The 25,160-nt window shown below is 67.8% G+C and carries 25 protein-coding genes and 1 pseudogene; 6 read left to right on the forward strand and 20 right to left on the reverse strand.

What is annotated here, in order from left to right; genetic code table 11:
* Positions 1 to 150: 150 nt before the first annotated feature.
* Positions 151 to 546, forward strand: a complete 396-nt coding sequence (locus AVHM3334_RS18450) for a hypothetical protein (RefSeq protein ID WP_284414735.1) — start codon at positions 151 to 153, stop codon at positions 544 to 546.
* Here the strand turns inward: AVHM3334_RS18450 and AVHM3334_RS18455 are convergent.
* From AVHM3334_RS18455 to AVHM3334_RS18485, 7 genes are all read right to left on the reverse strand, one after another.
* Entirely contained in the window at positions 532 to 1,254 is a 723-nt protein-coding gene (locus tag AVHM3334_RS18455; RefSeq protein WP_284414738.1) for a helix-turn-helix transcriptional regulator, read from the reverse strand. The two genes, AVHM3334_RS18450 and AVHM3334_RS18455, sit on opposite strands and share 15 nt — an antisense overlap.
* A gap of 41 nt (positions 1,255 to 1,295) precedes the next feature.
* Entirely contained in the window at positions 1,296 to 1,799 is a 504-nt protein-coding gene (locus tag AVHM3334_RS18460; protein WP_284414740.1) for a GyrI-like domain-containing protein, read from the reverse strand.
* 116 nt (positions 1,800 to 1,915) lie between these two features.
* Positions 1,916 to 2,404, reverse strand: coding sequence for a VOC family protein (locus AVHM3334_RS18465; RefSeq protein WP_349816631.1), 489 nt, complete (start codon positions 2,402 to 2,404; stop codon positions 1,916 to 1,918).
* 152 nt (positions 2,405 to 2,556) lie between these two features.
* Complete coding sequence (locus AVHM3334_RS18470; RefSeq protein ID WP_284414742.1) at positions 2,557 to 3,537, reverse strand: ProQ/FINO family protein; 981 nt, start codon at positions 3,535 to 3,537, stop codon at positions 2,557 to 2,559.
* A 76-nt stretch (positions 3,538 to 3,613) separates the two neighbouring features.
* Positions 3,614 to 4,873 (reverse strand): glycolate oxidase subunit GlcF, encoded by a 1,260-nt coding sequence (gene glcF / locus AVHM3334_RS18475; protein ID WP_284414744.1) that lies wholly within the window; start codon positions 4,871 to 4,873, stop codon positions 3,614 to 3,616.
* Positions 4,874 to 4,959: 86 nt separating this feature from the next.
* Positions 4,960 to 6,084, reverse strand: coding sequence for a glycolate oxidase subunit GlcE (gene glcE / locus AVHM3334_RS18480; protein ID WP_284414746.1), 1,125 nt, complete (start codon positions 6,082 to 6,084; stop codon positions 4,960 to 4,962).
* A 182-nt stretch (positions 6,085 to 6,266) separates the two neighbouring features.
* Positions 6,267 to 6,548: a hypothetical protein gene (locus AVHM3334_RS18485; RefSeq protein WP_349816632.1), complete on the reverse strand. Its 282-nt coding sequence runs from the start codon at positions 6,546 to 6,548 to the stop codon at positions 6,267 to 6,269.
* Here AVHM3334_RS18485 and AVHM3334_RS18490 point away from each other — a divergent pair.
* Entirely contained in the window at positions 6,547 to 6,783 is a 237-nt protein-coding gene (locus AVHM3334_RS18490; RefSeq protein ID WP_284414775.1) for a hypothetical protein, read from the forward strand. The two genes, AVHM3334_RS18485 and AVHM3334_RS18490, sit on opposite strands and share 2 nt — an antisense overlap.
* Here the strand turns inward: AVHM3334_RS18490 and AVHM3334_RS18495 are convergent.
* The 7 genes from AVHM3334_RS18495 to AVHM3334_RS18525 all read right to left on the reverse strand — a co-directional run bounded on the left by AVHM3334_RS18495 (position 6,780) and on the right by AVHM3334_RS18525 (position 14,215).
* On the reverse strand, positions 6,780 to 7,718 hold the full coding sequence (locus AVHM3334_RS18495; RefSeq protein WP_284414748.1) for a hypothetical protein: 939 nt from the start codon (positions 7,716 to 7,718) through the stop codon (positions 6,780 to 6,782). The two genes, AVHM3334_RS18490 and AVHM3334_RS18495, sit on opposite strands and share 4 nt — an antisense overlap.
* Positions 7,719 to 7,860: 142 nt before the next feature.
* Positions 7,861 to 8,838: an SMP-30/gluconolactonase/LRE family protein gene (locus AVHM3334_RS18500; protein WP_502869938.1), complete on the reverse strand. Its 978-nt coding sequence runs from the start codon at positions 8,836 to 8,838 to the stop codon at positions 7,861 to 7,863.
* 159 nt (positions 8,839 to 8,997) lie between these two features.
* Positions 8,998 to 10,434: an ammonium transporter gene (gene amt / locus AVHM3334_RS18505; RefSeq protein ID WP_284414752.1), complete on the reverse strand. Its 1,437-nt coding sequence runs from the start codon at positions 10,432 to 10,434 to the stop codon at positions 8,998 to 9,000.
* Positions 10,435 to 10,478: 44 nt separating this feature from the next.
* Positions 10,479 to 10,817 (reverse strand): P-II family nitrogen regulator, encoded by a 339-nt coding sequence (gene glnK, locus AVHM3334_RS18510; protein ID WP_092744562.1) that lies wholly within the window; start codon positions 10,815 to 10,817, stop codon positions 10,479 to 10,481.
* Positions 10,818 to 10,860: 43 nt separating this feature from the next.
* On the reverse strand, positions 10,861 to 11,589 hold the full coding sequence (locus AVHM3334_RS18515; protein ID WP_284414754.1) for a TorF family putative porin: 729 nt from the start codon (positions 11,587 to 11,589) through the stop codon (positions 10,861 to 10,863).
* A gap of 316 nt (positions 11,590 to 11,905) precedes the next feature.
* Positions 11,906 to 13,534, reverse strand: coding sequence for a SulP family inorganic anion transporter (locus AVHM3334_RS18520; protein WP_284414756.1), 1,629 nt, complete (start codon positions 13,532 to 13,534; stop codon positions 11,906 to 11,908).
* Between the two features lie 18 nt (positions 13,535 to 13,552).
* The gene (locus AVHM3334_RS18525; protein ID WP_284414757.1) at positions 13,553 to 14,215 is read right to left on the reverse strand and encodes a carbonic anhydrase; all 663 of its coding nucleotides are present in this window, start codon (positions 14,213 to 14,215) and stop codon (positions 13,553 to 13,555) included.
* A gap of 535 nt (positions 14,216 to 14,750) precedes the next feature.
* Between AVHM3334_RS18525 and AVHM3334_RS18530 the strand changes: the two genes are divergently transcribed.
* Positions 14,751 to 16,292, forward strand: coding sequence for a YifB family Mg chelatase-like AAA ATPase (locus tag AVHM3334_RS18530; RefSeq protein WP_284414759.1), 1,542 nt, complete (start codon positions 14,751 to 14,753; stop codon positions 16,290 to 16,292).
* A gap of 3 nt (positions 16,293 to 16,295) precedes the next feature.
* On the opposite strand, the gene AVHM3334_RS18535 is transcribed toward AVHM3334_RS18530, so the two are convergent.
* Positions 16,296 to 17,099: an SDR family NAD(P)-dependent oxidoreductase gene (locus AVHM3334_RS18535; protein WP_284414761.1), complete on the reverse strand. Its 804-nt coding sequence runs from the start codon at positions 17,097 to 17,099 to the stop codon at positions 16,296 to 16,298.
* 123 nt (positions 17,100 to 17,222) lie between these two features.
* Here AVHM3334_RS18535 and AVHM3334_RS18540 point away from each other — a divergent pair.
* Together AVHM3334_RS18540 and AVHM3334_RS18545 are read left to right on the forward strand one after the other, a co-directional pair.
* Positions 17,223 to 18,145, forward strand: a pseudogene (locus tag AVHM3334_RS18540) (LysR family transcriptional regulator).
* Between the two features lie 196 nt (positions 18,146 to 18,341).
* Positions 18,342 to 19,115 (forward strand): ferredoxin--NADP reductase, encoded by a 774-nt coding sequence (locus AVHM3334_RS18545; RefSeq protein ID WP_284414763.1) that lies wholly within the window; start codon positions 18,342 to 18,344, stop codon positions 19,113 to 19,115.
* A gap of 284 nt (positions 19,116 to 19,399) precedes the next feature.
* Here the strand turns inward: AVHM3334_RS18545 and AVHM3334_RS18550 are convergent, their stop codons facing one another.
* A complete protein-coding gene (locus tag AVHM3334_RS18550; RefSeq protein ID WP_284414764.1) occupies positions 19,400 to 20,197 on the reverse strand; it encodes an outer membrane lipoprotein in 798 nt (265 codons plus the stop codon).
* 256 nt (positions 20,198 to 20,453) lie between these two features.
* Here AVHM3334_RS18550 and AVHM3334_RS18555 point away from each other — a divergent pair, with 256 nt between their 5' ends.
* The gene (locus tag AVHM3334_RS18555; RefSeq protein WP_349816633.1) at positions 20,454 to 21,317 is read left to right on the forward strand and encodes a DUF72 domain-containing protein; all 864 of its coding nucleotides are present in this window, start codon (positions 20,454 to 20,456) and stop codon (positions 21,315 to 21,317) included.
* A gap of 29 nt (positions 21,318 to 21,346) precedes the next feature.
* On the opposite strand, the gene AVHM3334_RS18560 is transcribed toward AVHM3334_RS18555, so the two are convergent.
* The 4 genes from AVHM3334_RS18560 to AVHM3334_RS18575 form a co-directional block, all read right to left on the reverse strand.
* Entirely contained in the window at positions 21,347 to 22,264 is a 918-nt protein-coding gene (locus tag AVHM3334_RS18560) for a YihY/virulence factor BrkB family protein (protein ID WP_284414765.1), read from the reverse strand.
* Between the two features lie 60 nt (positions 22,265 to 22,324).
* On the reverse strand, positions 22,325 to 24,601 hold the full coding sequence (locus AVHM3334_RS18565) for a phosphocholine-specific phospholipase C (protein WP_284414766.1): 2,277 nt from the start codon (positions 24,599 to 24,601) through the stop codon (positions 22,325 to 22,327).
* 37 nt (positions 24,602 to 24,638) lie between these two features.
* Complete coding sequence (locus AVHM3334_RS18570) at positions 24,639 to 24,824, reverse strand: hypothetical protein (RefSeq protein WP_284414767.1); 186 nt, start codon at positions 24,822 to 24,824, stop codon at positions 24,639 to 24,641.
* 204 nt (positions 24,825 to 25,028) lie between these two features.
* A partial coding sequence (locus AVHM3334_RS18575) for an integrase core domain-containing protein (RefSeq protein WP_284414773.1) occupies positions 25,029 to 25,160 on the reverse strand: 132 nt, incomplete at its 5' end.

Raw genomic sequence — 25,160 nt, forward strand, 5'->3', positions numbered from 1 at the left:
ACGGCAGCCCCCTGGCGCCAGCCTGCCGGCCGACTTGACAGGCCATGGGCCAAAAAGGCCTCCAGCGCATATTCCACTAGGGGATACCGCTATAAAAACAATAGCTTACATCGAGCAGCGCCCGGACACCGGGCACCCATTTTTCAACCGATGGCCGCTGCCCTGAAAGGCCGGCCCACTTCAAAGGAGCTTCTCACCGCCACGAACATCGACATGGTGGTGCGCGACAACGTCTTTCGCATGGACACGCGGACCGCGGACCTGCAGACGGCCTGCGAGTACCGCGGCACCTACCGCCTGTCGGGCGAGGGCCTGGACTCGGAAGGCACGCGCACCTGCACGGCCCCCAGCGGCACCACGAGCGAGGCCTACCGAGCCGAGCAATTCACGGTGGACCGCAATGGCCTGCTGCGCAGCATGGTGCGAACCGCATCCGGCAGCCGGTCTATCTTCCTGGGGGCTTGCTGGAACGGGCGCCTTTCCTTTGCACGCAGCCCGAACTGGAGCTACCACGCTGAAGCCACCGGCGGATCAGCCGGGGCCTGAGCCGGGGCCGGGTTCGGAATCCGCCCCGGCGCGGCGCCGGACCTCCCGCATCATGTCGGCCAGGGTGCGGCCCGGCTCCACCGCGAAGCGCTCCGGCCGCACGTCGAGCGACACGATGCGGTCCACGCGAAAACCGCGAAAGTCCTCGCGCAGTTCGCACCAGCTGGACAGCGTCCAGACCCTGCCCCCGTAAAAGCAACCCAGCGGCCGTACGCGGCGCTCGCTGGGGCGGCCCAGTTCGTCGGCATAGTTCAGCCGCACCACGTTGCGGGACTGCACCGCCTCGCGCAAAGGCCGCAGCAGGGCCTGGGTGCGCGGGTCCACCGCCATGGCCGGGGCGTAGAGCGCCTGCGCTTGGGCAGCGGCGCGCGCTGCGGGCGGCAGCACCGACAGGATCTTGCCCAGCGCGCTCTCCACCTGGACGGACAGGCCGGTGTCCAGCCAGGACTGCGCCAGCCGGGCGGCAGCGACCAGCGCGTTGGCCTCGCCCTGGCTGAACATGAGCGGCGGCAGGTCGAAGCCCGCGCCCAGGCGGTAGCCCACGCCGGCTTCGCCCTCGATGGGCACGCCCTGGTGCTGCAGGTCGGCCACATCGCGGTAGATGGTGCGGGCCGACACCTCCAGCCGCTTGGCCAGAAAGTCGGCCGTGGACAGCCGCCGCCCCCGGATGAGCTGGACGATCTGGAACAGGCGGTCGGCGCGGCGCATGGACGATGGCGGTCGAACGATGGAGATCGAAGGAGAAGCGTTCAGCCGAGCACGCCGATATAGACGGCGACCCGGTCCGGCCCTTCGTACGCTTCGAAATCGACGGCGAAGCGGCGGCGCACCGGAGGTTGCTGCTGCTGCTGTTGAAAGTAATGCCAGATGTCGATCCACGTGTCGATCACGGCCTGCGGCAGCGTGCCCTGCCGGCGAAACACGAGGTATTCGCCGGCCGGCACCGCCACCTGCGTGAAGCGGGGCGCCACGGGCACGTCAGGTACTTCAGGCACGCCGGTCGCGCCGCCGAGCGCCACGCCGGCCAGCACGTCGAAGTCACCGTCCTGGTCCGAGGCGTAGTGGCTGTACACGCCCATCACGCGCGGCTGCAGCGCACCGGGCTGCACCTGCTGCGCGATGCCTTCGGCAAAGAACCGCTGCCACAGGGCGCCGAGGCGGGCCTGCGCTGGGTCGCGTTCATCGCGGTTGTTGGTGCGCGTGGCGATGCCGGCCACGGTGAACGCGCCGACGGTTTCGCGGGTAGGGGTCATGGGGAAAAACTCCAGAACGGAAATGGAAAACTGCGGCGCTGCACCCTCGGTGCATGGTGCCAGCCGCTGCACTGCAGGGCGATGCAGGACGGGCAGCGGGCGCACCGGCCCGCATGCTACCGAACCGCGCCGCCCATCTGGTTGGAAAAAAAGCGGCTGCGCTCGGACGCGGCCAGCGCGATCAGCGCGCCATGGCGTGCAGCCCGACGGTGTTGCCCTCGGTGTCGCACACGTTGGCGATGAAGCCGATGCCGTTGGGCAGTTCGATGCAGGCGTCGATCACGCGGCCGCCAGAGGCCGCGATGCGTGAGACCGCGGCGTCCAGGCTTGCAGTCCAGGTAGATGCGCGTGCCGGCATCCGGCGCCACCTGGCGGCCCTCGATGAGGCAGCCGCCCGTGGCAGGCCGGTCGTAGGTGAAGACGGCCAGCGGATCGCCACCGCCGAAGGTCTGCCGGTGCATGGGGCGGCCGAGCACTTGTTCGTAGAACGCCTGCGCGCGGTCGAGATCGGCGCAGGGAATCTCGAACCAGGTAATGGCGCTGGTCGCCGCAGCGGGCGCGGCGCAGGAGGTGAAAGCGTGGGACGGTGCGGAAGTGAAAGCCATGGAGAAAGGTCCTTTCGGTCGTTGTTGCGAAGGACTCCATGGTGCGGGGGGGCTCCTGACAGCGTCATGTCAGTGGTGTGGCGCCCGAGCACCCACACCACTGAAAAAGCCCGCCCCCGCTGGCGGACTGACCAGCTGACGCGCTGGCGCGTTCAGGCTTCGACCGGGCCTTCCGATGCGGCTGGCGCGTCGAAGGCGTCGGGCGCATCGGATTCCTGCGGCGCCGCTGCTGGCGCGGCAGCGGGTGCGGCACGCAGTTGGCGGGCGCGGTGCAGCGAGCGTTCGGCGGTGCGCGGGTCCATGCCGTACATGTCGGCAAACTGCGCCACCGTGCTGCCGCTGGCCTCGAAGGCCCGCAGCAGCGCTTCGGCCTTGGCATCGCGCTCGGCCACTTCGGCGAAGGCTTCGTCCAGCAGCGCATTCGCGGCTTCGTCGCGGCCGCGCACCAGCGTGTCGTAGGCCTCGCGGGTGAGGCCCGAGGCTTCGTAGGCCAGCGCGATGCGGCGGCGCAGCTTGGCGGTCATGTCCTCGCCGTCGCGGGGCTTGCGGCGGCGGAACACTTCCAGCAGCGCATGGTGCACGTGCTCGGGCGCCATGGCCTCGACGGCATTGCCCTGCAGATCGTGGCGCTGGCGGCCTTCGGCCACCGCTTGCAGATAGCGCGTGGAGCGGGTGTGGATGCCCAGAGCGAGCTTGAGCGCATCGCGCTCGAACACCTCGGGGTGCGCTGCCAGCAGGTCCTGGAAGATGCCGCGCTTGAGCGGCAGGAACTGCGCGCCGAACAGGTGCGGGTACAGCGCGGCGAGCTGCTCCAGCGCCGGATGCGTGCGGCGCGGGCCTTGCGGGCCGGCGCCCTTCGGGTTCTGGGGGGCGGCCTGCGCTGCGGGCGCCGTGCCCGGCGCGCCTGCGCCGCCGGGCTTGCGGCGGTTGCGGCCGCCGCGGCGGGACGCGGGCCGGTCGCCGCGCGGTGCGGTGTCTTGCGCCGCTTCGCCGCCCGCCGGTTCGGCGGAGACGGGCGATTGCACTGCGGCAGTGTCAGGGGCGGTCGCAGCGGCATCGGTCCCGGCCGGTGCGGTGGGGGCCGGCGCGGGGACGTTGTTCTGTTGTTCTTGTGCGGTCACAGGGTCGGTCATGGCGAAGAAACGCGGTTGGTGCGCGGCAGCGCGGCGGTCAAAACCCGCCATCATGCCAGCCTTGGTGCGCGCAGGGTCAGCGGGCCGCGGCCGACAAGGCCTCGTCCAGCACTTCGATCCAGTGCCGCACAGGAATCGCCGTGCCGCTTTGCAGGTGGGTGATGCAGCCGATGTTGGCCGAAAGGATGGCCCCTGGCGGCTGCTCGCCGAACGCCTCGCCCAGCGCATCGAGCTTTCGGTCGCGCAGCGGATAGGCCAGCTCGGGCTGCAGCACCGAGTAGGTTCCGGCCGAGCCGCAGCACAGGTGCGATTCGGTGCGCGCCACCCGCACCCGAAACCCCAGTTCGCTCAGATGGCGCTCGACGACGCCGCGCAGTTTCTGGCCGTGCTGCAGCGTGCACGGCGGGTGGTAGGCGAACAGCGTGTCCGGCGGCACCACCCGGCCGTGCAGCGTGCCGGCCAGCTCGGACAGCAGTTCGGGCAGCCACTCGGACAGGTCCTGCGTCATGGCGCCGATGCGCGCGGCGCGCTCGGCATAGGCGGGCTCGTCCTTCAGCAGATGGCCGTAGTCCTTCACCGTGACGCCGCAGCCCGAGGCGTTCATGACGATGGCTTCGATGCCGCCCTGCTCCACATAGGGCCACCAGGCATCGATGTTGGCGCGCATCTGCGCCTTGCCGCCCTCCTGGTCGTTCAGGTGAAAGCGCACGGCGCCGCAGCAGCCGGCCTGCGGGGCGATCACCGCCTGGATGCCTGCCGCATCGAGCACGCGCGCCGTGGCCGCGTTGATGTTGGGCGCCATGGCAGGCTGCACGCAGCCCGCCAGCATGAGCACCTTGCGCGCGTGTTCACGCCCGGGCCACGTACCGGCCGCCTGCGGCGCCGGCACCTTGGCGCGCAGGCTTTTCGGCAGCAGCCCGCGCACGGCCTGGCCGGCTTTCATGGCGGGGCCGAACAGCGGCGAGGGCAAGCCTTCCTTCAAGGCCCAGCGCACGGCCCGCTCGCCGATGGGGCGCTCGACCTTTTCATCGACGATCTTGCGGCCGATGTCCACCAGGTGGCCGTACTGCACGCCGCTCGGGCAGGTCGTCTCGCAGTTGCGGCAGGTCAGGCAGCGGTCCAGGTGCAACTGGGTCTTGCGCGTGGGCTGCTCGCCCTCCAGCACCTGCTTGATGAGGTAGATGCGCCCGCGCGGGCCATCGAGTTCGTCGCCCAGCAACTGGTAGGTGGGACAGGTGGCGGTGCAAAAGCCGCAGTGCACGCATTTGCGCAGGATGGCTTCGGCCTCGCGGCCTTCGGGCGTGCCCTGGAATTCGGGAGCGAGCGTGGTTTGCATGGCGTGTCTCGAAGGGTGGGAAGGCCGTCACCGGGCCGGGGCGGCCGTAGCGCAGCGGGTGCAGGGGCAGACGCAGGGGCACGGCGCTACCGCCCGATGTCCATCCGGCCGGGGTTGAAGAGGCCCGCCGGATCGAAGGCCTGCTGGAGCCGGGCATGGATTTGTGCCAGCGCCCCGGCAGGATTTGGATCAAAACGTGCCGCTGCCGCCGTATCCACTGCGCTGGGTGCTATGAAAAGCGAAGCACCTCCCCCGACCGCCAGTGCGGCCTCGTGCAGCGCGGCACCGTCGCCCAGCGGGGCCTGCACCCAGCGCAGCGCGCCGTGCCATTCGATGAGCGGCGCCAGCGTGCCCGCAGGCAGCGCCAGCACGGGCGCGGCGGCCGGCACCGACAGGCGCCACAGCGCCAGATCCGGGCGGGCGACACGGCCGGCGAACCACGGCAGGGCCTGATCGCGGCAAGCCTGCCAATCGCGCGCGGCGGTGGGGGGGGCCACACGCTCGCCACCCATGCTGCGGCATGCGGCCTCCACGGCAGCCACCGCCCCGCGCAGGCGCACCCACAGCGACCCGGTGCCGCCCGCCCCGCCCTCCCAGCGGCTGGCATTGAGCGGCAGCGGCTGGCCGCCCCACGCCTGCAGACGGCGCAGCGCATCGGCCTGGTTGTTTTCAAAGCGCAAGGTGACCTCGGCCGGCGGCACCGGCAGCACCTTGAGGCTGACCTCGGTGATCAGGCCCAGCGTGCCCCAGGCGCCCACCATGAGCCGCGAGACGTCGTAGCCGGCCACGTTTTTCATCACCTGCCCGCCGAAGCGCAGCAGCTCGGCCCGGCCGTTGATCAGCTCCAGGCCCAGCACGTAGTCGCGCACGGCGCCCACGCTGGCGCGCGCCGGGCCCGACAGGCCCGCGGCCACCATGCCGCCCACGGTGGCGCCCGGCCCGAAATGCGGTGGCTCGAAAGGCAGGCATTGGCCCTGGGCGGCCAGCGCGGCTTCCAGGTCGGCCAGGGGCGTGCCGGCGCGGGCCGTGACGACCAGCTCGCTCGGCTCGTAATTCACGATGCCCGAGAGCGCGGAAGTGCTCAGCCGCTTGCCGTGCAGCGCCGCGCCGCCATGAAAGTCCTTGGTGCCCCCGCCGCAGATGCGCAAGGGGGTGCGCTGGCGGGCGCTTTCGCGCACGCGGTCGAGAATGTGGCTGAGGGCGGAATCCATGGCGTGGATCGTACCGGCCCGCTTTTGCCAGCGGGGCGCGGCGGGCCGTGAATTTTTTGAACGCCGTGCGTGAATCCCGGCGCGTGGGTCAATGCCAGTCAGTTAAACACTGAGTGGATGCGAAACCATCCGCAGGAACGCAAAGTAGCGCATCGCACTGGACAGCGATTCGGCTGGAGAGACTACGGCGCAATGCGGCGGGTCGAGCCCGCCTGCTCAGTCACCCATTCCAGGCTCTTGCCCTTGACGCACAAAGCCGGATCGCGCACCCAGTCGGTGAACCACATGGTGGGGTGGCCCTGCAGTTCTGAGCACACGGTATAGCCCACGCTGGGCATGTAGAAGCGCTGGGCCACCGACGTCACCGGGATCAGCACCATGGCGATCCCGCCCAACAGCACGGAGATCGTGAAGACCCGCTCGAATGGATAGATGACCTTATCGCTCGCGGGAATTGCCCTCATGCAGCTTATTACCGCCGCCAATATGCAGAAGACAGCGATGAACGGCGTGACCTGGGAGGCCGGCGCTATCCGCACCACAGGCGCGCGTGCCGCGATGGCTTCAAACGTCGGGATGACTGCATGCCATACCGCCCAGATGCAGCTCGCGGCGACTCCAATGAAAAGCGGGACACCCCATATCAAAGCTCTTCGGACTTTTTTTACTTCAAACATGGTCAATCGATTTTTTGACTAATAGCGCAAGCAACTGATGCGGCAAAGCCAATCCTTCATGCCTTGGTTAATCGCCTGACCCATTTCTGATTTCTTCTGCTCGACAGCAGTGCGGAGATCGTCTTGCCATGACTGGACCTTGGTGTCGATGTAATACACGCCTTGGGCCGTTTTTTCTGGCAGCATTTTCAGACCGGCAATGGCGTTGCCTTTTATCTTGTATTCGTTGTCTATCAGGTTCAGCACGATGCCGCCTCCGATAGCGACAACGGCCATGGCGATCAAAGGTGTGACAGCCACTGTCGTGACCAACGTTCCCAGTCCCGCAGCGATGCCATAGGCCACGAGTCCAGCCAATCCGCCCTTCACTGCCTCCACGCCGATACCGCCCACCAGGTCGTACATGGTCTTCTCGTCGTTGAACATGAAGTCCATCAACTCGATACCCGTGGATACCACCACACCCAGCATGAAGCCACCCTTGGCAATGCCCTGAAGGCTCTTGATCCCAAGGCCGAGCTGCAGCATCTTTGGATTGGTTGCCAGGTAACGGGTGCCCTGCAGGGCACTGCTGCGCCGTGCCGAATAACCTTTGATGATGATGTACGTGCCTGTCGCCGTGGTCTTGATATAGCTGCCGATGCCGGCCATGCCGATGGCGTTCAGCGTTTTGGTGATGGCAAGCGCATCATTGGCTCCCTGCGCTACCGGCCCAACCCACGGCTCACTTGCGTTGGGACTGAACTCCTTTTGCCAGTACTGGCCGAAGCTGGATTGGGACAGCATCTTGCGCAGGTTGAATTCCAGCGCCGCGTTGTTTCTGGCCTTGTCCTGCAGGATGCTCATGTACTGACTCTGTGTCAGCACCAGGACGTCCACCTGGTTCTTGTCCATGGACTGGGCCAATGTTTGCCCGTAGCCTGCGTTGAAGAACGTGGCCGCCAATTCTGCGCTCATGCAATCCTCCCTCAAAGATTTTTTTCGGGGCGGATGCTAACCACAGGCGCAAGCGGGACGGACGCCTTGATGCAACAAGGTGTTTAACCGGCTTTTCACCGTGCCAGAAAGGCACGCGGGCGCGTCTTTCCTGCCGGCTTGGTCAGGCGAGACCGGCGGGCAACTGCGCTTCTTCGTACCAGTTCACGGGCAGGCCGGCGACCGGCTGGCGCTCGCCGGCGGCCAGCAGGTGGCCGGAATGGGGAAGGCGCTCCAGCTCATCGGCAGGGCGGCCCTGGCGCGCGGTCGTGACGAACAGCGTGGCGCCATCCTGCCCATCGGCGGCCAGGCAGGGCATGGTCGGGCACAGGGCCGGCACGGCGATGTCGGCCACGATGCGTCCCTCCGGCGAGAGCCGCAGCACGCGCCCGCCCTCGTACATGGCGCACCAGTAGTGGCCTTCGGCGTCCACCGCAGCGCCGTCGGGCCGCCCGCCGTAGCCGGGATCGCCGGGTTTCCAGCCCTCGGGCTTGTGCGCGAAGGTGTGCAGCACGCGCGGCGCCCCGACGGGGTTGCCCGAATCGTCGCAGCGCCAGGCGCGGATCACATGCGAGGGCGTGTCCACCCAATACAGCGTGCGGCCGTCCGGCGACCACCCCAGGCCGTTGGCCGTGGCCACGCCGTCGAGCACCTGGCGCACGCCGGGCGCACCGGCCTGCCGCCCATCGACGCAGTACAGCGCGGCGACGGGCTGCCGCGGCCCCGACGCGGGTTCGTGCACCGTGCCCACCCAGAAGCGGCCCAGGGCGTCGCATTTGCCGTCGTTGGCGCGCTGCGTGGACGGGTCGATGGGCAGCCGGGCGATCGGCACCAGGGGCCCGCCCCAGGCCGTGGCCCGGCACAGGGTGTCCCGCAGCGCGATCACCAGGCCGCTGGGCTCGCCCGCGGTGCGGGCCGGCGCGATGCAGCCGGGCTCGGACGGCATGGCCCAGCGTTCGGCCCGGCCCGAGGCCGGGTGCAGCCGGCAGAGCGCGCGCCCGGCGATGTCCACCCAGTACAGGCGTGATTCGATCGGGTGCCAGAAAGGCGATTCGCCCAGTTGGTCGGGCTCGGAAACGGCGGGGCGCCAGTCCATGGGCATGTGGGGTGTCTCCTGGAAATCCGCACCATTATTCGCGGCACGCCCGCCGCGGCCAAAAAAAAGGCCCACCTTGCGGCGGGCCCAATGTCCAGGAGGAATATCTCGCTTGTTGTCGCACCGCCGCGATGCCACCAGTCACCGCGGCAGGGATCTCGCAAATCAGCGGTTGTAGGCGGTTTCGCCGTGCGACGTGATGTCCAGGCCCTCGCGCTCGGCTTCTTCCGGCACGCGCAGGCCCACCAGCAGGTCGGCGATCTTGTAGGCGATGAAGGCCACCACGCCGGACCACACGATGGTGACCAGCACGCTCTTGAGCTGAATCCACACTTGTGCGCCCATGGCGAAGGTGTCGGGGGTCAGGCCGCCCGTGCCGCCCAGGCCCTGCGATGCGAACACACCGGTCAGGATGGCACCGATGATGCCGCCCACGCCATGCACGCCGAACACGTCGAACGCATCGTCGGCGCCCAGCATCTTCTTGAGGCCACCCACGCCCCAGAGGCAGACCACGCCGGCGATCAGGCCGAGCACGATGGAGCCCATGGGACCGACGAAACCGGCGGCCGGCGTGACGGCCACCAGGCCAGCGACGGCACCGGAGGCTGCGCCCAGCATGGACGCCTTGCCCTTGTGCAGGGACTCGCCGGCCAGCCAGCTCAGCGTGGCGGCCGCGGTGGCCAGCACGGTGTTGATGAAGGCCAGGCCTGCGGCGCCGTTGGCGGCACCGGCGGAGCCGGCATTGAAGCCGAACCAGCCCACCCACAGCAGCGAGGCACCCACCATCGTCAGCGTCAGGCTGTGGGGCGTGAGCGCCTCCTTGCCGAAGCCGATGCGCTTGCCCACCATGTAGGCGCCCACCAGGCCGGCGATCCCGGCGTTGATGTGCACCACGGTGCCGCCGGCGAAGTCGAGCGCGCCGTCCTTCGCCAGAAGGCCGCCGCCCCACACCATGTGCGCCATGGGGATGTAGCTGAAGGTGAACCACAGCACGGCGAAGATCAGCACGGCGGCGAACTTGATCCGCTCGGCGAACGAGCCCACGATCAGCGCGACGGTGATGGCCGCGAAGGTGCCCTGGAAGGCCACGAACACGTATTCAGGGATGGTCGGCAGCGCGCCCGAGAGCGTGTCCGGCGCGATGCCCTTGAGGAAGATCTTGTCGAAGCCGCCGAAGAACGTGCCCTCGCCGCCGAACGTGAGGGTGTAGCCGTACACGGCCCACAGCACGCTCATCAGCGAAAAGATCACGAACACCTGCACCAGCACCGACAGCATGTTCTTGGAACGGGCCAGGCCGCCGTAGAACAGGGCCAGGCCCGGGATGGTCATGAGGATCACGAGCAGGGTCGAGGTCAGCATCCAGGCCGTGTCGCCCGAGTCGAGCTTTGGCGTGGGGGCTGCGGCCGGTGCAGCCGCTGCGGCGGCTTCGGCCGGTGCGGGCGCTGCGGCCATTGGAGCGGGAGCCGCAGCGGGCGCAGCGGCAGCCGGTGCCGTCGCGGCAGCGGGTTCGGACGCGGCGGGTGTCTGGGCCAGCACGGCAGTGCCGGAGGCCATCAGGCTCAACCCCAGCAGGAAGGAAGCAAGCATTTTTTTCATGGCGTTTTCTCTTGGGTCTGGTGAGAGGCGCGGGGGGCCGGGCCTTACAGGGCTTCCTTGCCGGTTTCGCCGGTGCGGATGCGAACGACCTGTTCCAGGTGGCACACGAAGACCTTGCCGTCGCCGATCTTGCCGGTGCGGGCAGCGCCTTCGATGGCTTCGATCACGCGGTCCACCAGCTCGTCGGACACGGCGGCCTCGATCTTCACCTTGGGCAGAAAATCGACCACGTACTCGGCGCCGCGGTACAGCTCGGTGTGGCCCTTCTGGCGGCCGAAGCCCTTGACCTCGGTCACCGTAATCCCTTGGACCCCGATGTCCGACAAGGCTTCGCGCACCTCGTCGAGCTTGAAGGGTTTGATGATGGCTGTCACCATTTTCATGTTGCTTTTCTCCATTGGAGGCACCCCTCGGCGCCTGTTGTCTTTACAGGGTTTTCGTGAGCGCAACGATCAGGCGCGACTTGTTGACCGGGCCGAAGAAGGCCTTCTTGTTGGCGCCCACCACGGCAGCCGACAGGGACAGGCCCGAGCCGAAGTCGTAGGCACCGCCCACGCTGTAGTCCATGTAGTTGGGCACGCCCAGGTCCTTGATGTCGCTGGCAAAGCGCGTGAAGCCGACGGAGGCCTTCAGCGTCGTCTTGGGGGCCACTTCCTGGGCATAGGCCAGGTTCAGGTAGCCGGTGTTGCGGCCCTTGTTGCTGGTCGTCTTGGCCGCGGCCCAGCCGAAGTAGTCCTTGGAGATGGTGTGCGAGTACTTGGCCGTCAGCGGGCCGTAGGTGGCGGCGCCGTACAGCTCGGTGGTGTTGCCGACCGAGTTGCCGGGGTAGGCATAGGTCAGTGCGCCCAGGTCCAGGTCCACGTCGCCGGCCTTGAATTTGTAGCCGCCGTAGAAGTCCATCTCGATGGAATTGCCCGGCAGCCAGTCCACGCTGGAATTCCAGTTGCCCACGTACCAGCCGGTGTCGCCGAAGCTGTAGTCGAACCCGCCCTGGATGGCCGGCTTGACCGCCTTGACCCGGCTGGCGTCCTGGTCCTGCCCACGGAACTTGTAGTTGGTGGTCAGGCTGACGTTGCCCGTCAGTTGCGCGCTGGCCAGCAGAGGCAGGGCGACGACGAGGGCGGCGCTCAAGGACTTCATGGATACACGGGGCATGGTTCCTCCGGGGTGGCTGATTAGGGATGAACCCGTTCAAAGCATGGACCGTGCCATGCCTTGTCGGCGCTCTCCTGCAGCCATCCCACCGGCGAAGGCGATATGCCAAAAGTGGTTACACGCCATGCAGAGGGGTAACGTTTTGCACCATTGCAGTGCCGATTCCGCGCAAACCCGGCTTGCGCCCGAGTCGGCGCACCGTCTTGGGGACGACAGGGCAATGCGCACTGCCTTGGGCCATTGCGCCCGATTCGAGGCCCCCTGACCGTGCCGTACCTGGGCGCGGCACGGTCAAGGGTGCATTCGGCAGAGCCCGTCAGCGCGTCGAGCGGGGCTTGAGCCAATGCAGGGGATGGGGCCGCTCGCCATCCGCAGGAAGCACGGCAGCGGCCGTCTGCGGCATCGAACGCAACTCGACATGGACCCCGCGCTCCTGCGCGTGGGCCACGAAGTCATCCAGCGCTTCGCGGATGTCGCGGTCCATGAAGCCGCAGTTGCAGCCGTCGATCACCAGGGAATGGCCCGGCTTCACCCGGTCCAGGTAGCGGCGCAGCGTGGCCTTGCTGAAGAACGACACGTCCTTGCTGAGCCGCATCAGATGCACGTTGCCGTCGGAGATCATCGTCAGCGCGCCCCGCGTGTTGGCCTGGATCAGGAACAGCATGCTGCACGCCAGGCCGATCAGGATGCCGATGAGCAGGTCGGTGGCGAGAATCGCCCCCACCGTCACGGCGAACGGCACGAAGACCGACCAGCCTTCGCGCCACACGGCCGCGATCATGGCCGGCTTGGCCAGCTTGAAGCCGGTGTGCAGCAGCACGGCGGCCAGCGCCGCCAGCGGCACCCACTGCAGGAACTCCGAAAGGAACAGCACGCTCGCCAGCAGCAGCAGCCCGTGGAACACCGCAGACAGGCGGGTGCGCGCGCCGGACTGGATGTTGGCCGACGTGCGCACGATCACCGCCGTGATCGGCAACCCGCCCAGCAGGCCGGCCAGAACGTTGCCCACGCCCTGCGCCTGCAGTTCCCGGTTGGGCGGCGCCACGCGCTTGAGCGGGTCGAGCCGGTCGCCGGCCTCCAGGCTCAGCAGCGTCTCCAGGCTGGCCACGACGGCCAGCGTGAAGGCGATGGTGTACACCTCGGGCCGCGCCAGCGCCGACCAGTCGGGCGAAGCGAGCTGCGACCACAGCGCGCCCAGGCTGTTGCCTTCGGGCAAAGCCACGCGTTGCGATTCGGGCAGCGCCACCGACGGCTCGGTCGCCATGGCGATGGCCTGGTAGGCAATGCCCCACAGCACCGCCAGCAGCGGCCCGGGCAGCCGGCCGATCAGCGGCAGGCGCTTGGCCCAGGGGGAATCCCAGGCAAACAGGATGGCCAGCGCGCCGGCAGCGATGATCACGGCGCTGCCGGTCACGGCACCGACCAGCCGGCCCAGGTCGTCGAAACCGTCGATGGTGGGAGGCACCAGGCGCATGGCCTGCTCGCCGGAGGCGAAACCGAACGCCACGGGAAGCTGCTTGAGGATGAGGATCAGGCCGATCGCGGCCAGCATGCCCTTGATGACCGGCGAGGGAAAGCAGGCGCCGATGTCGCCGGCCTGCAGGCGGCCGAACAGCCACTGCAGCGCGCCGGCGATCACCACGGCGACCAGGAACGCCTCGAAGCTCCCCAGCTTGACGATCGCATCGACGACGATCACGACCAGCCCGGCGGCAGGGCCGCTCACGCTGAGCTGCGAGCCCGAGAGCCAGGCCACGACGAGCCCGCCCACGATGCCGGAAACCAGCCCTGCCAGCAGCGGCACGCCGCTGGCCAGTGCGATGCCCAGGCACAGCGGCAGAGCGACCAGGAAAACGACGAGGCCCGCGGGCACATCATGGCGCCAGTGGGCCAGCAGGCCGGTGGCCGATGCGTCGGCACCGGGGGTGCGAAGGGTGTCTTGCATGGTGAGGACTCCTTCGCGTCAGGCCGCTGCGGCCAGTTGGGTACTGCTGGCGTCCACTTCCAGCACCTGGCGCAGGCGCCCGTCGCGCAGCGCATAGACCCAGCCCAGCAGCTGCAGGGGTTGCCCGCGTTCCCACGCGCGCCGCACCTGCGGCGTGGCGGCCAGCGTGTGCACCTGTTCGGCGACGTTCAGTTCGACGAATCGGCCGACCCGGGCCGCCAGTTCCTCGGCAGATTCGGGATCGGGAGCCGCGTCGCCGTCGATCTCGCCAGCACGGCGGCGGTAGAGGGCCCGCAACGGCCGCAGGTGCTCGGCCAGGTAGTCGCCCCGCGCCGGCACCGCACTCTCGGCCGGCACCAAAGCGGCCCGGACCCCGCCACAGCCCTCGTGGCCGCACACGATGACGTATTCGACCTGGAGCACGTCCAGCGCGTACTGGAGCGCGCTCATGATGTTGGGGTCGTCGGGCCGAACCAGGTTGGCCACGCTGCGGTGCACGAACAACTCGCCAGGCAACGCGTTGGTGACGCTCTCGGCCGGCACCCGGCTGTCGGCACAGCCGATCCAGAAGACGCGCGGCTGCTGCCCCGCCACCAGATTTTCGAAAAATGCCGGATCGCGCGAGGTCATCTCGTCGGCCCAGGCACGGTTTTGAAGCATGAGACGCGTGGTCAGATCCATGGAAACCTCCGTGTTAGGTAGATGCTGCAGTGCAACACGGTATTAGGCTAGATCAAAAATCGCACCCATGTAAATATGGGGTTTTTATTTTTCATTTGCTTTCGTGTGACACGGAAAAATGGGTCGCAGCCTTGCTCCATCCCATCCGATATAAGGAAAATTTATTTTATTCATGCTGCGAAATCGATATTAAAACCACCAATAAAGTACAGATATGTACATTATTAAATGGTGGTTTATCTTTATCGAAAGACCCTTCGATGGCATTAACCCTTGAATGTCTGAGGCCGTCCGCGATTAACCCGGATGAACGCTTGCGTTCCGAGGAACGCTGGGGCATCGGAAAGCAAAGTCGCTGCGTCCTGACGCCCTGTTTCTCTTGCTCGCACCTTGGGGAACTGGAGTCTCAATCCAGGCAATCACCGCGTTGGAGGCCATTGCCGCCGCGTCGGCAGGGGTGATTGCCTATATCCTCGCCTTTCGAAATTCAGGCGCGGGCTGCGAGCCGGCGTTCCAACGAGGGGAGAGAATCAAGATGGGTCTTGCTTTGGTGCAAAGTCGGGCATTGCTGGGACTGCAGGCGCCGAATGTGACGGTCGAGGTGCATCTGGCCAATGGACTGCCCAGCTTCACGCTGGTCGGTCTGGCGGATGTCGAAGTGAAGGAAGCCCGGGAGCGCGTGCGCTCGGCCCTGCAAAATGCCGGGCTGGAATTCCCGAATAACAAGAAAATCACGGTCAATCTGGCCCCGGCCGACCTGCCCAAGGATTCGGGTCGGTTCGATCTGCCGATTGCCCTGGGCATTCTCGCGGCGAGCGGGCAGATCGACAGCGCGCGCCTGGCGGGCCATGAGTTCGCCGGCGAACTGTCTTTGTCCGGCGAACTGCGCCCCGTGCGCGGCGCGCTCGCCACCAGCCTGGCCCTGCGGTCGGCCGGCGTGGCCGTGCGCATGGTGCTGCCGCCCGGCAGTGCCGAAGAGGCAGCGCTGGTGCCCGGCATCGAGGTGTACCGGGCGCGCCATCTGCTCGATGTGGTGCAGCACTTTCTGCCGGCTTCGGGCAACGCCCCGGTCGAGCCGGCGGGCGATGGCTTCGTGCGGCTGCAGGCCTCGCCCCTTCGGGCCGGCGCACCCGAGGCAGACCTGGCGGACGTCAAAGGCCAGGCGGCGGCCAAGCGGGCGCTGGAAATCGCGGCGGCCGGGGGCCACGGCCTGCTGCTGGTGGGCCCGCCAGGATCGGGCAAATCGATGCTGGCGCACCGCTTTGCCGGGCTTCTGCCGCCCATGAGCGTGGACGAGGCCTTGGAGAGTGCCGCCGTCGCCAGCCTGGCCGGGCGGTTCGGGCCGGAAAAATGGGGCGTGCGGCCTACGAGTGCGCCGCACCACACCTGCAGCGCCATCGCCCTGGTGGGCGGAGGCTCACCCCCGCGCCCCGGCGAAATCTCGCTGTCCCACCACGGCGTGCTTTTCCTGGATGAATTTCCCGAGTACGCACGCAGCGCGCTGGAGGCGCTGCGCGAGCCGCTGGAGACCGGCCGCATCACCATCGCACGGGCTGCGCAGCGGGCGGAATACCCGGCGCGTTTCCAGCTCGTGGCGGCCATGAACCCCTGCCCCTGCGGCTTTTTCGGCTCGGGGCAGCGCACCTGCCGCTGCACGCCCGATCAGGTCGGCCGCTACCAGGGAAAGCTCAGCGGCCCGCTGCTGGACCGCATCGACCTGCACGTGGAGGTGCCGGCGCTCCCTGCCGATGAGTTGCTGCAGGCCCCGCCCGGCGAGGCCACGGCGGCGGTGCGCGAGCGCGTGGTGCGGGCCCGGCAGCAGGCGATCGACCGCCAGGGCCAGCCCAACCAGGCGCTGCAGGGCCAGCAGATCGACACGCACCTGGTGCTGGACGACGCGGCTGCGCGCTTCCTGCAGGCGGCGGCAACCCGCCTGGCATGGTCGGCACGCAGCACGCACCGGGCGCTCAAGGTGGCGCGCACGATTGCCGACCTGGCGGGCGCCATCGCGATCGCGCCCGCCCATGTGGCCGAAGCGGTGCAGTACCGGCGCGTACTGCACCGCGGCGCCGCTTGAGGCCTACAGGAACATGCCACCCGAGGCCTCGATGCGCTCGCCGTTGACCCAGCGGCTGGCCGGCAGCAAAAGCGAGGCGATCAAGCCGCCGATGTCGTCCGGCAGGCCCACGCGGCCGAGCGCGGTCTGCGAGGCGATGAAGGCATTCATCTGCGCGTTGTCGCGCACCGCGCCGCCGCCGAAGTCGGTCTCGATGGCCCCCGGGGCCACCACGTTCACCGCGATGCCGCGCGGGCCCAGTTCCTTGGCCAGGTAGCGCGTGAGCACCTCCACCGCGCCCTTCATGGCCGCGTAGGCCGCGAAGCCCGGCAGCGCGAAACGCGCCAGGCCGGTGGACACATTGACGATGCGGCCCCCGTCGTTCATGAGCGGCAGCAGCTTTTGCGTGAGGAAGAACACGCCTTTGAAATGGATGCCGACGAGCTGGTCGAACTGCTCTTCGGTCGTCTCCATGAAGCTGGCATGGATGCCGATGCCTGCGTTGTTCACCAGAAAGTCGAAACGCTCGCGCTGCCAGTGCTGCGCCAGCGCTTCGCGCACCTGCCCAGCGAACGCCGCGAAGGAGCCGCTTTGCGAGACGTCGAGCGGCAGCGCGATGGCGCGGCGGCCCAGGCTTTCGATCTCGGCCACGGTGTCCCGGGCTTCCTGCGCCTGCGTGCGGTACGTGAGGATCACGTCGATGCCCTGCCGGGCGATGTGCAGCGCGGCATTGCGGCCCAGGCCCCGGCTGCCCCCGGTGACGAGGGCGATGGGCGAGGCGGGGGTTGATGGGGTCGGAGAAGTGGAAGAAACCGAAGAAGCGGTCATGGCGGGCCTTTGAAAGCAAGGGTTGGAGGGTGAGGGGTGAATCAGAACGCTTTGCAGTCTATTGAGCGGCTATCCTTCGATAAACCCTCTGAAACCGATCAGTTTGTTCACCCCAGCAAAACAATGAACCCTCTTGACCGCATGCTGGTGTTCGTCCGCGTGGCTGAGTTGTCCAGCTTCACGCAGGCGGCCGACGCTCTGGGCATTCCGAAGGCCGGGGCCTCGGTGGCCGTACAGCACCTGGAAAGCCAGCTCGGCACACGGCTGTTGCACCGCACGACGCGGCGCGTGCAGCTCACGCAGGACGGACAGGCCTATTACGAGCGGTGCAAGAATCTGCTGGCCGATGTGGACGAACTGCAGTCCATGTTCCAGCAGCAAGGCGGCGAAGCCCTGCGCGGGCGGGTGCGCATCGACATGTCCACCGGCGTCGCGCGCCGCGTGGTCCTGCCGCAGTTGCCCGGCCTGCTGGAGCGCCCCCCCCCCGCCTGGAGATCGAGATCAGCAGCACCGACCGCCGCTTGGACCTGGTGCGCGAAGGTTTCGATTGCGTGGTACGCGTCGGCGCCGTGGCCGAGCCCGGCCTGGTGGCCCGGCCCCTGGGGCTGTTGCGCATGGTCAACTGCGCCAGCCCGGAGTACCTGGCGCGCGCCGGCACGCCGCAGTCCCTGCAGGATCTGGCGCACCACCACCTGATCCACTACGTGACCACGTTGGGCGCGAAGTCGGGCGGCTTCGAGTACCTGCACGATGGCAAGACCTCGCGCCTGCCGATGGCGGGGCCCATCACGGTGAACGGGGCCGAGGCGTACCAGGCCGCCTGCCTGGCGGGCCTGGGCATCGTGCAGGCACCGCTGGTCGGCATGCACGGCCACCTGCAGCGGGGCACGCTGGTATCGGTGCTGCCCGGGCATCCTGCGCCTGCGATGCCCATCACCCTGCTCTACGCGCACCGCCGCCATCTGCCCCGCCGCGTGCGCGTGGTGATGGACTGGATGGCGCAGGGGATCGAAGGCTACGTGGCCCGCATCGATGCGCTCGCCTGAGGCGCAGCGCCACCGCCTGGGCCCGGCTGGCATAAGCACATGCCCAGATGCCATAAGGCCGCAGGCCCGGTTTGCCTGACAATGTGCGGGTTTGCCCGCATGGCAGGGGGCAGCCCAGGTCGCGCGACGCGTCCACACGCCACCGGCCCTGCCCCTGACGGTTTCTTTCGTTTCACACCCAATCTGCCACCATTCCATGAGCGCATTCAACGAAGAACGAGTCCTCTCCGTCCACCACTGGACCGACCGCCTGTTTTCCTTCACCACCACGCGCGATCCCGCGCTTCGGTTCTCCAACGGCCACTTCACCATGATCGGCCTCAAGGTGAACGACAAGCCGCTGCTGCGGGCCTACAGCATCGCCAGCGCCAACTATGAAGAGCACCTGGAGTTCCTGTCGATCAAGGTGCCGGAGGGCCCGCTGACCTCGCGCCTGCAGAACATCCAGGTGGGCGATTCGATCGTCGTGGGCAGAAAGCCCACCGGAACGCTGCTGATCGACTACCTGCTGCCGGCCAAGCGCCTGTACCTCATCTCCACGGGCACGGGCCTCGCGCCCTTCCTGTCGGTGATCCGCGACCCCGACACGTACGAGAAGTTCGAAGAAGTCGTGCTGGTGCACGGCGTGCGGGAGGTCAAGGAACTGGCCTATCACGACTTCATCACCGAAACCCTGCCCAAGCACGAGTTCCTGGGCGAGACGGTGGCCAGGCAGCTCAAGTACTACCCCACGGTGACCCGCGAGCCGTTCCGCAACCAGGGCCGCATCAACGACCTGATCGAAAGCGGCAAGCTCTTCACCGACCTGGGCGTGCCGCCGCTGGACCCGCTGATCGACCGCGTGATGCTGTGCGGCAGCCCCGAAATGCTGGCGTCGCTCAAGGCCATCCTGGAGCACCGCGACTTCGAGGAGGGCAACACGACGAAGCCCGGCGACTTCGTGATCGAACGCGCGTTCGTCGAGAAGTGATGCGGCCTGCGAGGCCCCAGCCGGTGCCCATGCGGGGCCATGGGTTGGGCCCTCCAGGAAATTGCTATTAAATTAATAGCAATATGCCCTAGTGTTTATTGCGGTGGAGGCTTAAAACACCTCAAGCCTGCTCAGCGGAAAAATCGACGGGGCCACGCCCACTCCGCGCCCTGACTCCTCAGCCCATGCAAAAAGGGCGGCCATGGCCGCCCTTCCTTTCGATCACGGACCGTTCGGTCCGATGATCAGTAGCCGTTGTTGGCCACGCGCATCGACTGCGCGCCCTACGTATAGCTGCCCTCGCCCTGCTGCGACGATGCGCGGCTGTCCACGCGGAAATTGCGGCCTTCGACGCGCATCGGCGTGCCTTCGGCCACCGGCTGCGAGCGCGTGAAGGTGCGCACCGAGCCGTCTTCCATGCGAACGCGCATCTGGTAGGCCGTGGTGGTGCGGGTGCGCTGCTCCACGGTGTGGCCCAGGTAGCCGCCGCCGACGGCCCCCAGGACCGTCGCCGCCGTGCGGCCCGATCCCTTGCCCACCTGGTTGCCGACCACGGCCCCCAAGACGCCCCCCGCCACCGCGCCGACGCCGGTGGCCGGTGCGGCCTGCTGAACGGCCTGCACGGATTCGACGCGGCCGCAGATGTTGCACACCGGCGCCTGCATGGCCACCGGACGGCCGGCGCTGGCGGGAGCGTCGTAGCCGCCGCCGTATCCGTTGCCGCTGCCATAGCCGCCGCCTGATCCGCTACCGGTCTGCGCCTGTACCGGTGCCCGGTTCACGATGTTCTGGGCCAGGGGTTGCACCGGCCGGGCGGGTGCGGCGCCAGCGCGTTCGTTGATGACTTCGGATTCCGGCGTGCGCTGCGCACCGGGGGCCAGTTGGGCGACTTGCGCGGCGGGCTCGGCCGGCGCGTTGCCGCGCTGCTGCACGACCAGGGTGGCTCCCAGCGCCAGCACACTCACGCCCAGGGCGCCGACGGCGGCCCAGAGCCATTTGACGGAAGCGCCTCCGGCAGCAGCCGAGGCATGGGTGCCGGTGGACGGCGTGAGCGAAGGATCGTTTCGGATGATGAGACTCATGGTGTTCTTCCTTCTACGGGTATTTTGCAGGTAGCGTACACGCGGCCCTGCTTCACACACGGAGGCGTTCTGTAAACGAAGTAAGTAGCTGTACGCCTGCTCGGTCGTGCGCCCGCAGGCCGTGGCAGGGGTGTGCGCCAGCCGCCACACTCACCCCACTCACCCCACTCACCCCTCAATTCACCCCAAATCGGCAGGTTTGCAGGAGGCTCTCAGAGGGCAGCACAGATCCGCATTGGAGTGTCCGGCTGGCGCTATGCGGCGCGGCGCGTTCTACCCCGAAGGGCTGGTCCAGGCCAAGGAGCTGGCCTTCGCCTCGCACCAGTTTCCAGCGATCGAGCTGAACGGCTCGTTCTACGCGCTGCAGCGCCCGACCAGCTATGGGCACTGGGCGGCAGACACGCCCGACGGTTTCGTCTTCACCGTGAAGGCGCCGCGCTACATCACCCACATCCTGCGGCTGCGCGACGCGCGTGCGGCGGTGGCCAATTTCTTGGCGTCGGGACTGTTCGCGCTGGGGCCGAAGCTCGGGCCCATCCTGTGGCAGTTGCCGCCCAGCCTGTCCTTCGACGCACGGCTGCTGGAGGAATTTCTCGCCCTGTTGCCGCACGACACGCAGGATGCGGCCGCCCTCGCCCAGGAGCGCGAAGACCGCTTGCGGGGCCGCGAGCTGCTGAAGCCCGCCTGCCCGTGGCGCGTGCGCCATGCCCTCGAAGTGCGGCACGACAGCTTTCGAGACCCGGACTGCATCGCATTGCTGCGCCGCCAACGCGTGGCACTGGTGGTGGCGGACACCGGAGGCCGCTGGCCCGAGCTGGGCGACGTGACCGCGGATTTCATGTACCTGCGGCTGCATGGGGCCCAGCAGCTTTACGCCAGCGGCTACAGCGATGCGCAGATCGCCCACTGGGGTGAGCGCATCCGCGCCTGGTCCCATGGCCAGTCGCCGCACGGCGTGGCTACGGCAGCCCTGCCAGCGAAAGACATGCCGGCCAAAGAGCGCGACGTGTTCTGCTTTTTCGACAACACCATGAAAATCCACGCGCCCCAGAACGCGCTGCGGCTGGCGCAGTATCTGCAACTGGGCACCCGGCTCAAGGCCGCGCCCCACGGGGGCTGAGCACGCTGCCGGGCCCGCGGGGGAGTTCTTCAGCGCTTTGCCGGGGGCCCTTCCAGGTTCTCTTCGCGCACCTCCTGGAAGGCGCGTGCGCAGCTGGCCGAGAACAGCAGCACGGCCGATGAAAAATAGATCCACATCAGCACCACCACCAGCGAGCCTGCCGCGCCATAGGCCGACACCACGGCGGCCGTGGCGAGGTACAGCGCGAGCAATTGCTTGCCGACAGTGAACAGGATGGCGCCCACGACGGCGCCGAAAACCAGGCAGATGAGTGGTGGCTTCTCGCCGCCCCCGATGCGCATCAGCCCCACGAACAGCAGCACCGCGATACCGAAGGCCACCATTTCGTTGGCGACCTGCAACAGCGGGCCCGTGGCGATCGGCGTCCGTGCGCTCGCCCAGGTGACCACCACATGGATCACCGTGGACACGACCAGCGAGATCAGCAGCAGGAACCCGATGGCCAGCACATAGGCCAGGCCTCGCACCCGCAGCGATGCCATGCGCCACCAGGCTTTTTGCTCCTGCACGGGCGGTGCGCCGCGCGACCACAGCCGCTCCAGCGCCGACTGCAGTTCCACGAACACGCCCGTGGCGCCGGACAGCAGCAGCACGAACCCCGCGATCGAGGCGAGGCGCCCTTCCGACGGCTCGCGTGCGCTGGACAGCGCCAGCTGCACCACTTCGGCCACGCGGTCGCCCATCACGCCGCGCACCTGGCCGACCATGGTGGTTTCAAGGTAGGACTTGTCGATCCACCAGCCCAGCACGCCCACCAGGAGCAGCAGCACCGGCGCAAGGCTCAATAGCCCGTAGAACGACATCGCCGCACTCATGCGCAGCCCGTCCGCATCGAGCCAGAGATTGGCCGCCCGCACCAGCGGCATGATCGGGCTGGCGAGCGCTTTGGCGCGCTCGATCCATGGCGTGAGGAACGAAGAAGACATGGCGCCCATTGCACCCCATGCCAGAGCTGGCAGGTGTCGGCGCAGTTCGCCAGTCCGTTTTCAAACTCCGCCGACCTGGCCCATGGCGGGGTCGGACACCGAGTCCTTGCCCGTTTCGATGCGGCCCGCGAAACGGCGCTGGAAGGCCGGCGCAGCGCTGCAACGCACCACGAAGTCGTACCAGTTGCCGCTGTCCCCCAAAGGCCAGGCCAATTCCTCCACCGCGCCCGGATCGACGCTGCGCGTCCACGGGCCATCCGCGCGGTAGGCCATGGCCTGGGCGGAGAACGTCATGGCGCGGCTGCTGCGGTTGTACAGCTTCACCCGCACCTGGGGCGGGCTGCACAGCTCGTAGCACACCTGCACTTCCGGGCCGCCCGCAGCGCCCTGCTGCTTCAGGTCACCGATGAATTCGCGGTGGTAGCCATTGGGGCCGAGCACCCACAGGTGGTATGCGCCGCCGTCGGCCGCCGCGTTCCAGACGCCATTCAGGGTCTTGCCCGATTCGACGACGTAGCGGCGCGGAATCCGGTCGAGGTGATTCTTGTCATAGACGTGGAACACCGCTGCGGTGCCGGCCTTGCCGGTGTTGGCGAACAGCAGCGTGACCGTGCCCGCGCTGGCGCTCACCTGCGCCGTGGTGTGCAGCTCGTAAGGCAGCGCGCGCGAGGGCCGCACGCCTTCGGCCTGCGCGGGCAGGGCGGCGCCGGCCGCCGCCGTGGGCTGGGGCAGCTTGGCGGCCTGGGCTTGCGCCGCCACCCGGGCATCGACCGCGCTCTTGTTGGTGCGGCCAGCGAGGGTCGGCAAGGTTTCGGTGTTGGGGTTGACGAAGTTGAAGCAGCTGGTGAGGTCTCCGCACACGGCACGGCGGTAGGCGCTGACCTGCGGCTCGGCCACGCCGAAGCGCTTTTCCAGAAACAGCAGCGTGGAGGTGTGGTCGAACACCTGCGAATTGACCCAGCCGCCACGGCTCCACGGCGACACCACCCACATCGGAACGCGGGGGCCAGGGCCGTAGGGCTTGCCGTCGGCCGGGGGCTGGCTCGCCGTGGCGGGCTGGAAGTCGTGGTATTCCACGGCCACGTCGGCCGCTGGCAGCGTGCAGGCGCCCGCCAGGCTGCCATCCGGATTGCGCGACGGCGCCGCAGGCGAAGGCACGTGGTCGAAGAAGCCGTCGTTCTCGTCGAAGTTGATCAGCAGCACGGTCTTGCTCCAGACCTCGGGGTTGGCCGTGAGCGCATCCAGCACTTCCTGCACGTACCAGCCGCCCTGCGCAGGGCTCGAAGGCCCCGGATGCTCGCTGTAGACCGAAGGCGGAATGATCCACGACACCTCGGGCAGGGTGTCCTGGCGAATGTCCTCGCGGAAGGTTTCCAGGAAGCCCTGCGGCATGGTGTTGCCGAAACCCTTGGCGAGGGGGCTCAGCGCGTCGTCGATCCGGGCGTCGTAGAACGGGCCGGCGAGTTCGACCGGCTGCGTGATGTCGGTCTTGGCGACATAGACGGGCTTGCGGTCCGCGGGCATCTTCTCGATCTCGGCGCGCCAGTGGCGAAAGCCCATCATCTCGTTGCAGCCGAAGTTGTCGATCAGGCTTTGGTACACCTTCCACTTCACGCCCGCTTTTTCCAGCCGGTCGGCGTAGGTGGTCCAGGTCCAGCCGTCGGTGGACGCGCCGATGTCGTTGCCTCCGTTGAACTGGTTGTTCAGGCCCGCCACGCGCACCTTGGAGCCGTCGATGGGGCTGATGCCGTTCGGGCCGTTGGTGCCGGTCCAGTAAAAGAGCCGGTTGGCGATGGTGCCGGTGTGCATGCCGCAGTGGTATTGGTCGCACAGCGTGAAGGCTTCGGCGAGCGCGCGCTGGAACGGCACTTCCGCCGTTTCGTAATAGCCCATCGACAGCGGCAGCTTGGCGTCGGGCCACTTGTACATGCGCCCATGGTCCCAGGCCGCCTGCGAATCCACCCAGGTGTGGGGCGTGCTGCCGGCGCGCTGGGCATTGCCCTTGGCTTCGTCCAGGCGGTAGGGCACGTAGGTGCTGGCGGGAGACGTCTTGGTGTACGTCTGGTAGAAGACGTTGCGGCCGTTGGGGGTGGGGATCGGGAAGCGGTCACCGAATCCTCGCACGCCCTTGAACGTGCCGAAGTAGCCGTCGAACGAGCGGTTTTCCATCATCAGCAGGACGACGTGCTTCACGTCCTGGAGGGTGCCGGTCACGTTGTGGGCTTCGATGGCGAGGGCGCGCCGGATGGCGGGTGGAAAGGCGGTGAGCGTGGCCGAGGCGGCGCCTACGCCGAGCGCGGTCGTGAGGAAATTGCGTTTGGAGGAATCGACGGTCATCTGGAGGATTCTTTCTTGTCCGTGGGGCGGTGCCCGCTCAGGGCTTGGGTGCGCAATGCGTGTCGGGATTGGCGCAAGTGGCGGACGCCGCCGGGGCGTTGGCGCCGCTGCCGCCCTTACCGCCGCCGCAGCCGGCCAGCAACAGGGCGAAAACGAGCGTGCCGGCGCCCAGCAACGGGCGGCCGATCCGGGACAGCGGGGAGTGCTGCGTGTGCATGGTCATGGCAGTGAGGGAATGAAGGAACGAAGGCCTTCATTCTTCCTGCCGACTGTGGCGCCGCAGTGACGGCGATGTGACTCGGCCCTAGCGGCCGGCCAGCATGCGGGTCAGAGATTGGGCGCGAGCAGGCGCCGCAGGATGCCTTCGTCCATGCCGCGCCGCGTGGCAGGGTCGTGGTATCTCAGCCAGTGCGCATATCCCAGTGATCTAGATGTCGAGTTGCAATAGGTTATACCCGGCAAGTCGGGAAGCTGGAGGTCTGTAGCCCAAGGCCGAGTGGGGCCTCCTGGCGTTGTAGTAGCTCAGGAACGCAGGCAACCATGCTGTGCGTTCCTTGCT

Source organism: Acidovorax sp. SUPP3334, from assembly GCF_030159055.1.
Taxonomy (GTDB): Bacteria; Pseudomonadota; Gammaproteobacteria; order Burkholderiales; family Burkholderiaceae_C; genus Paracidovorax.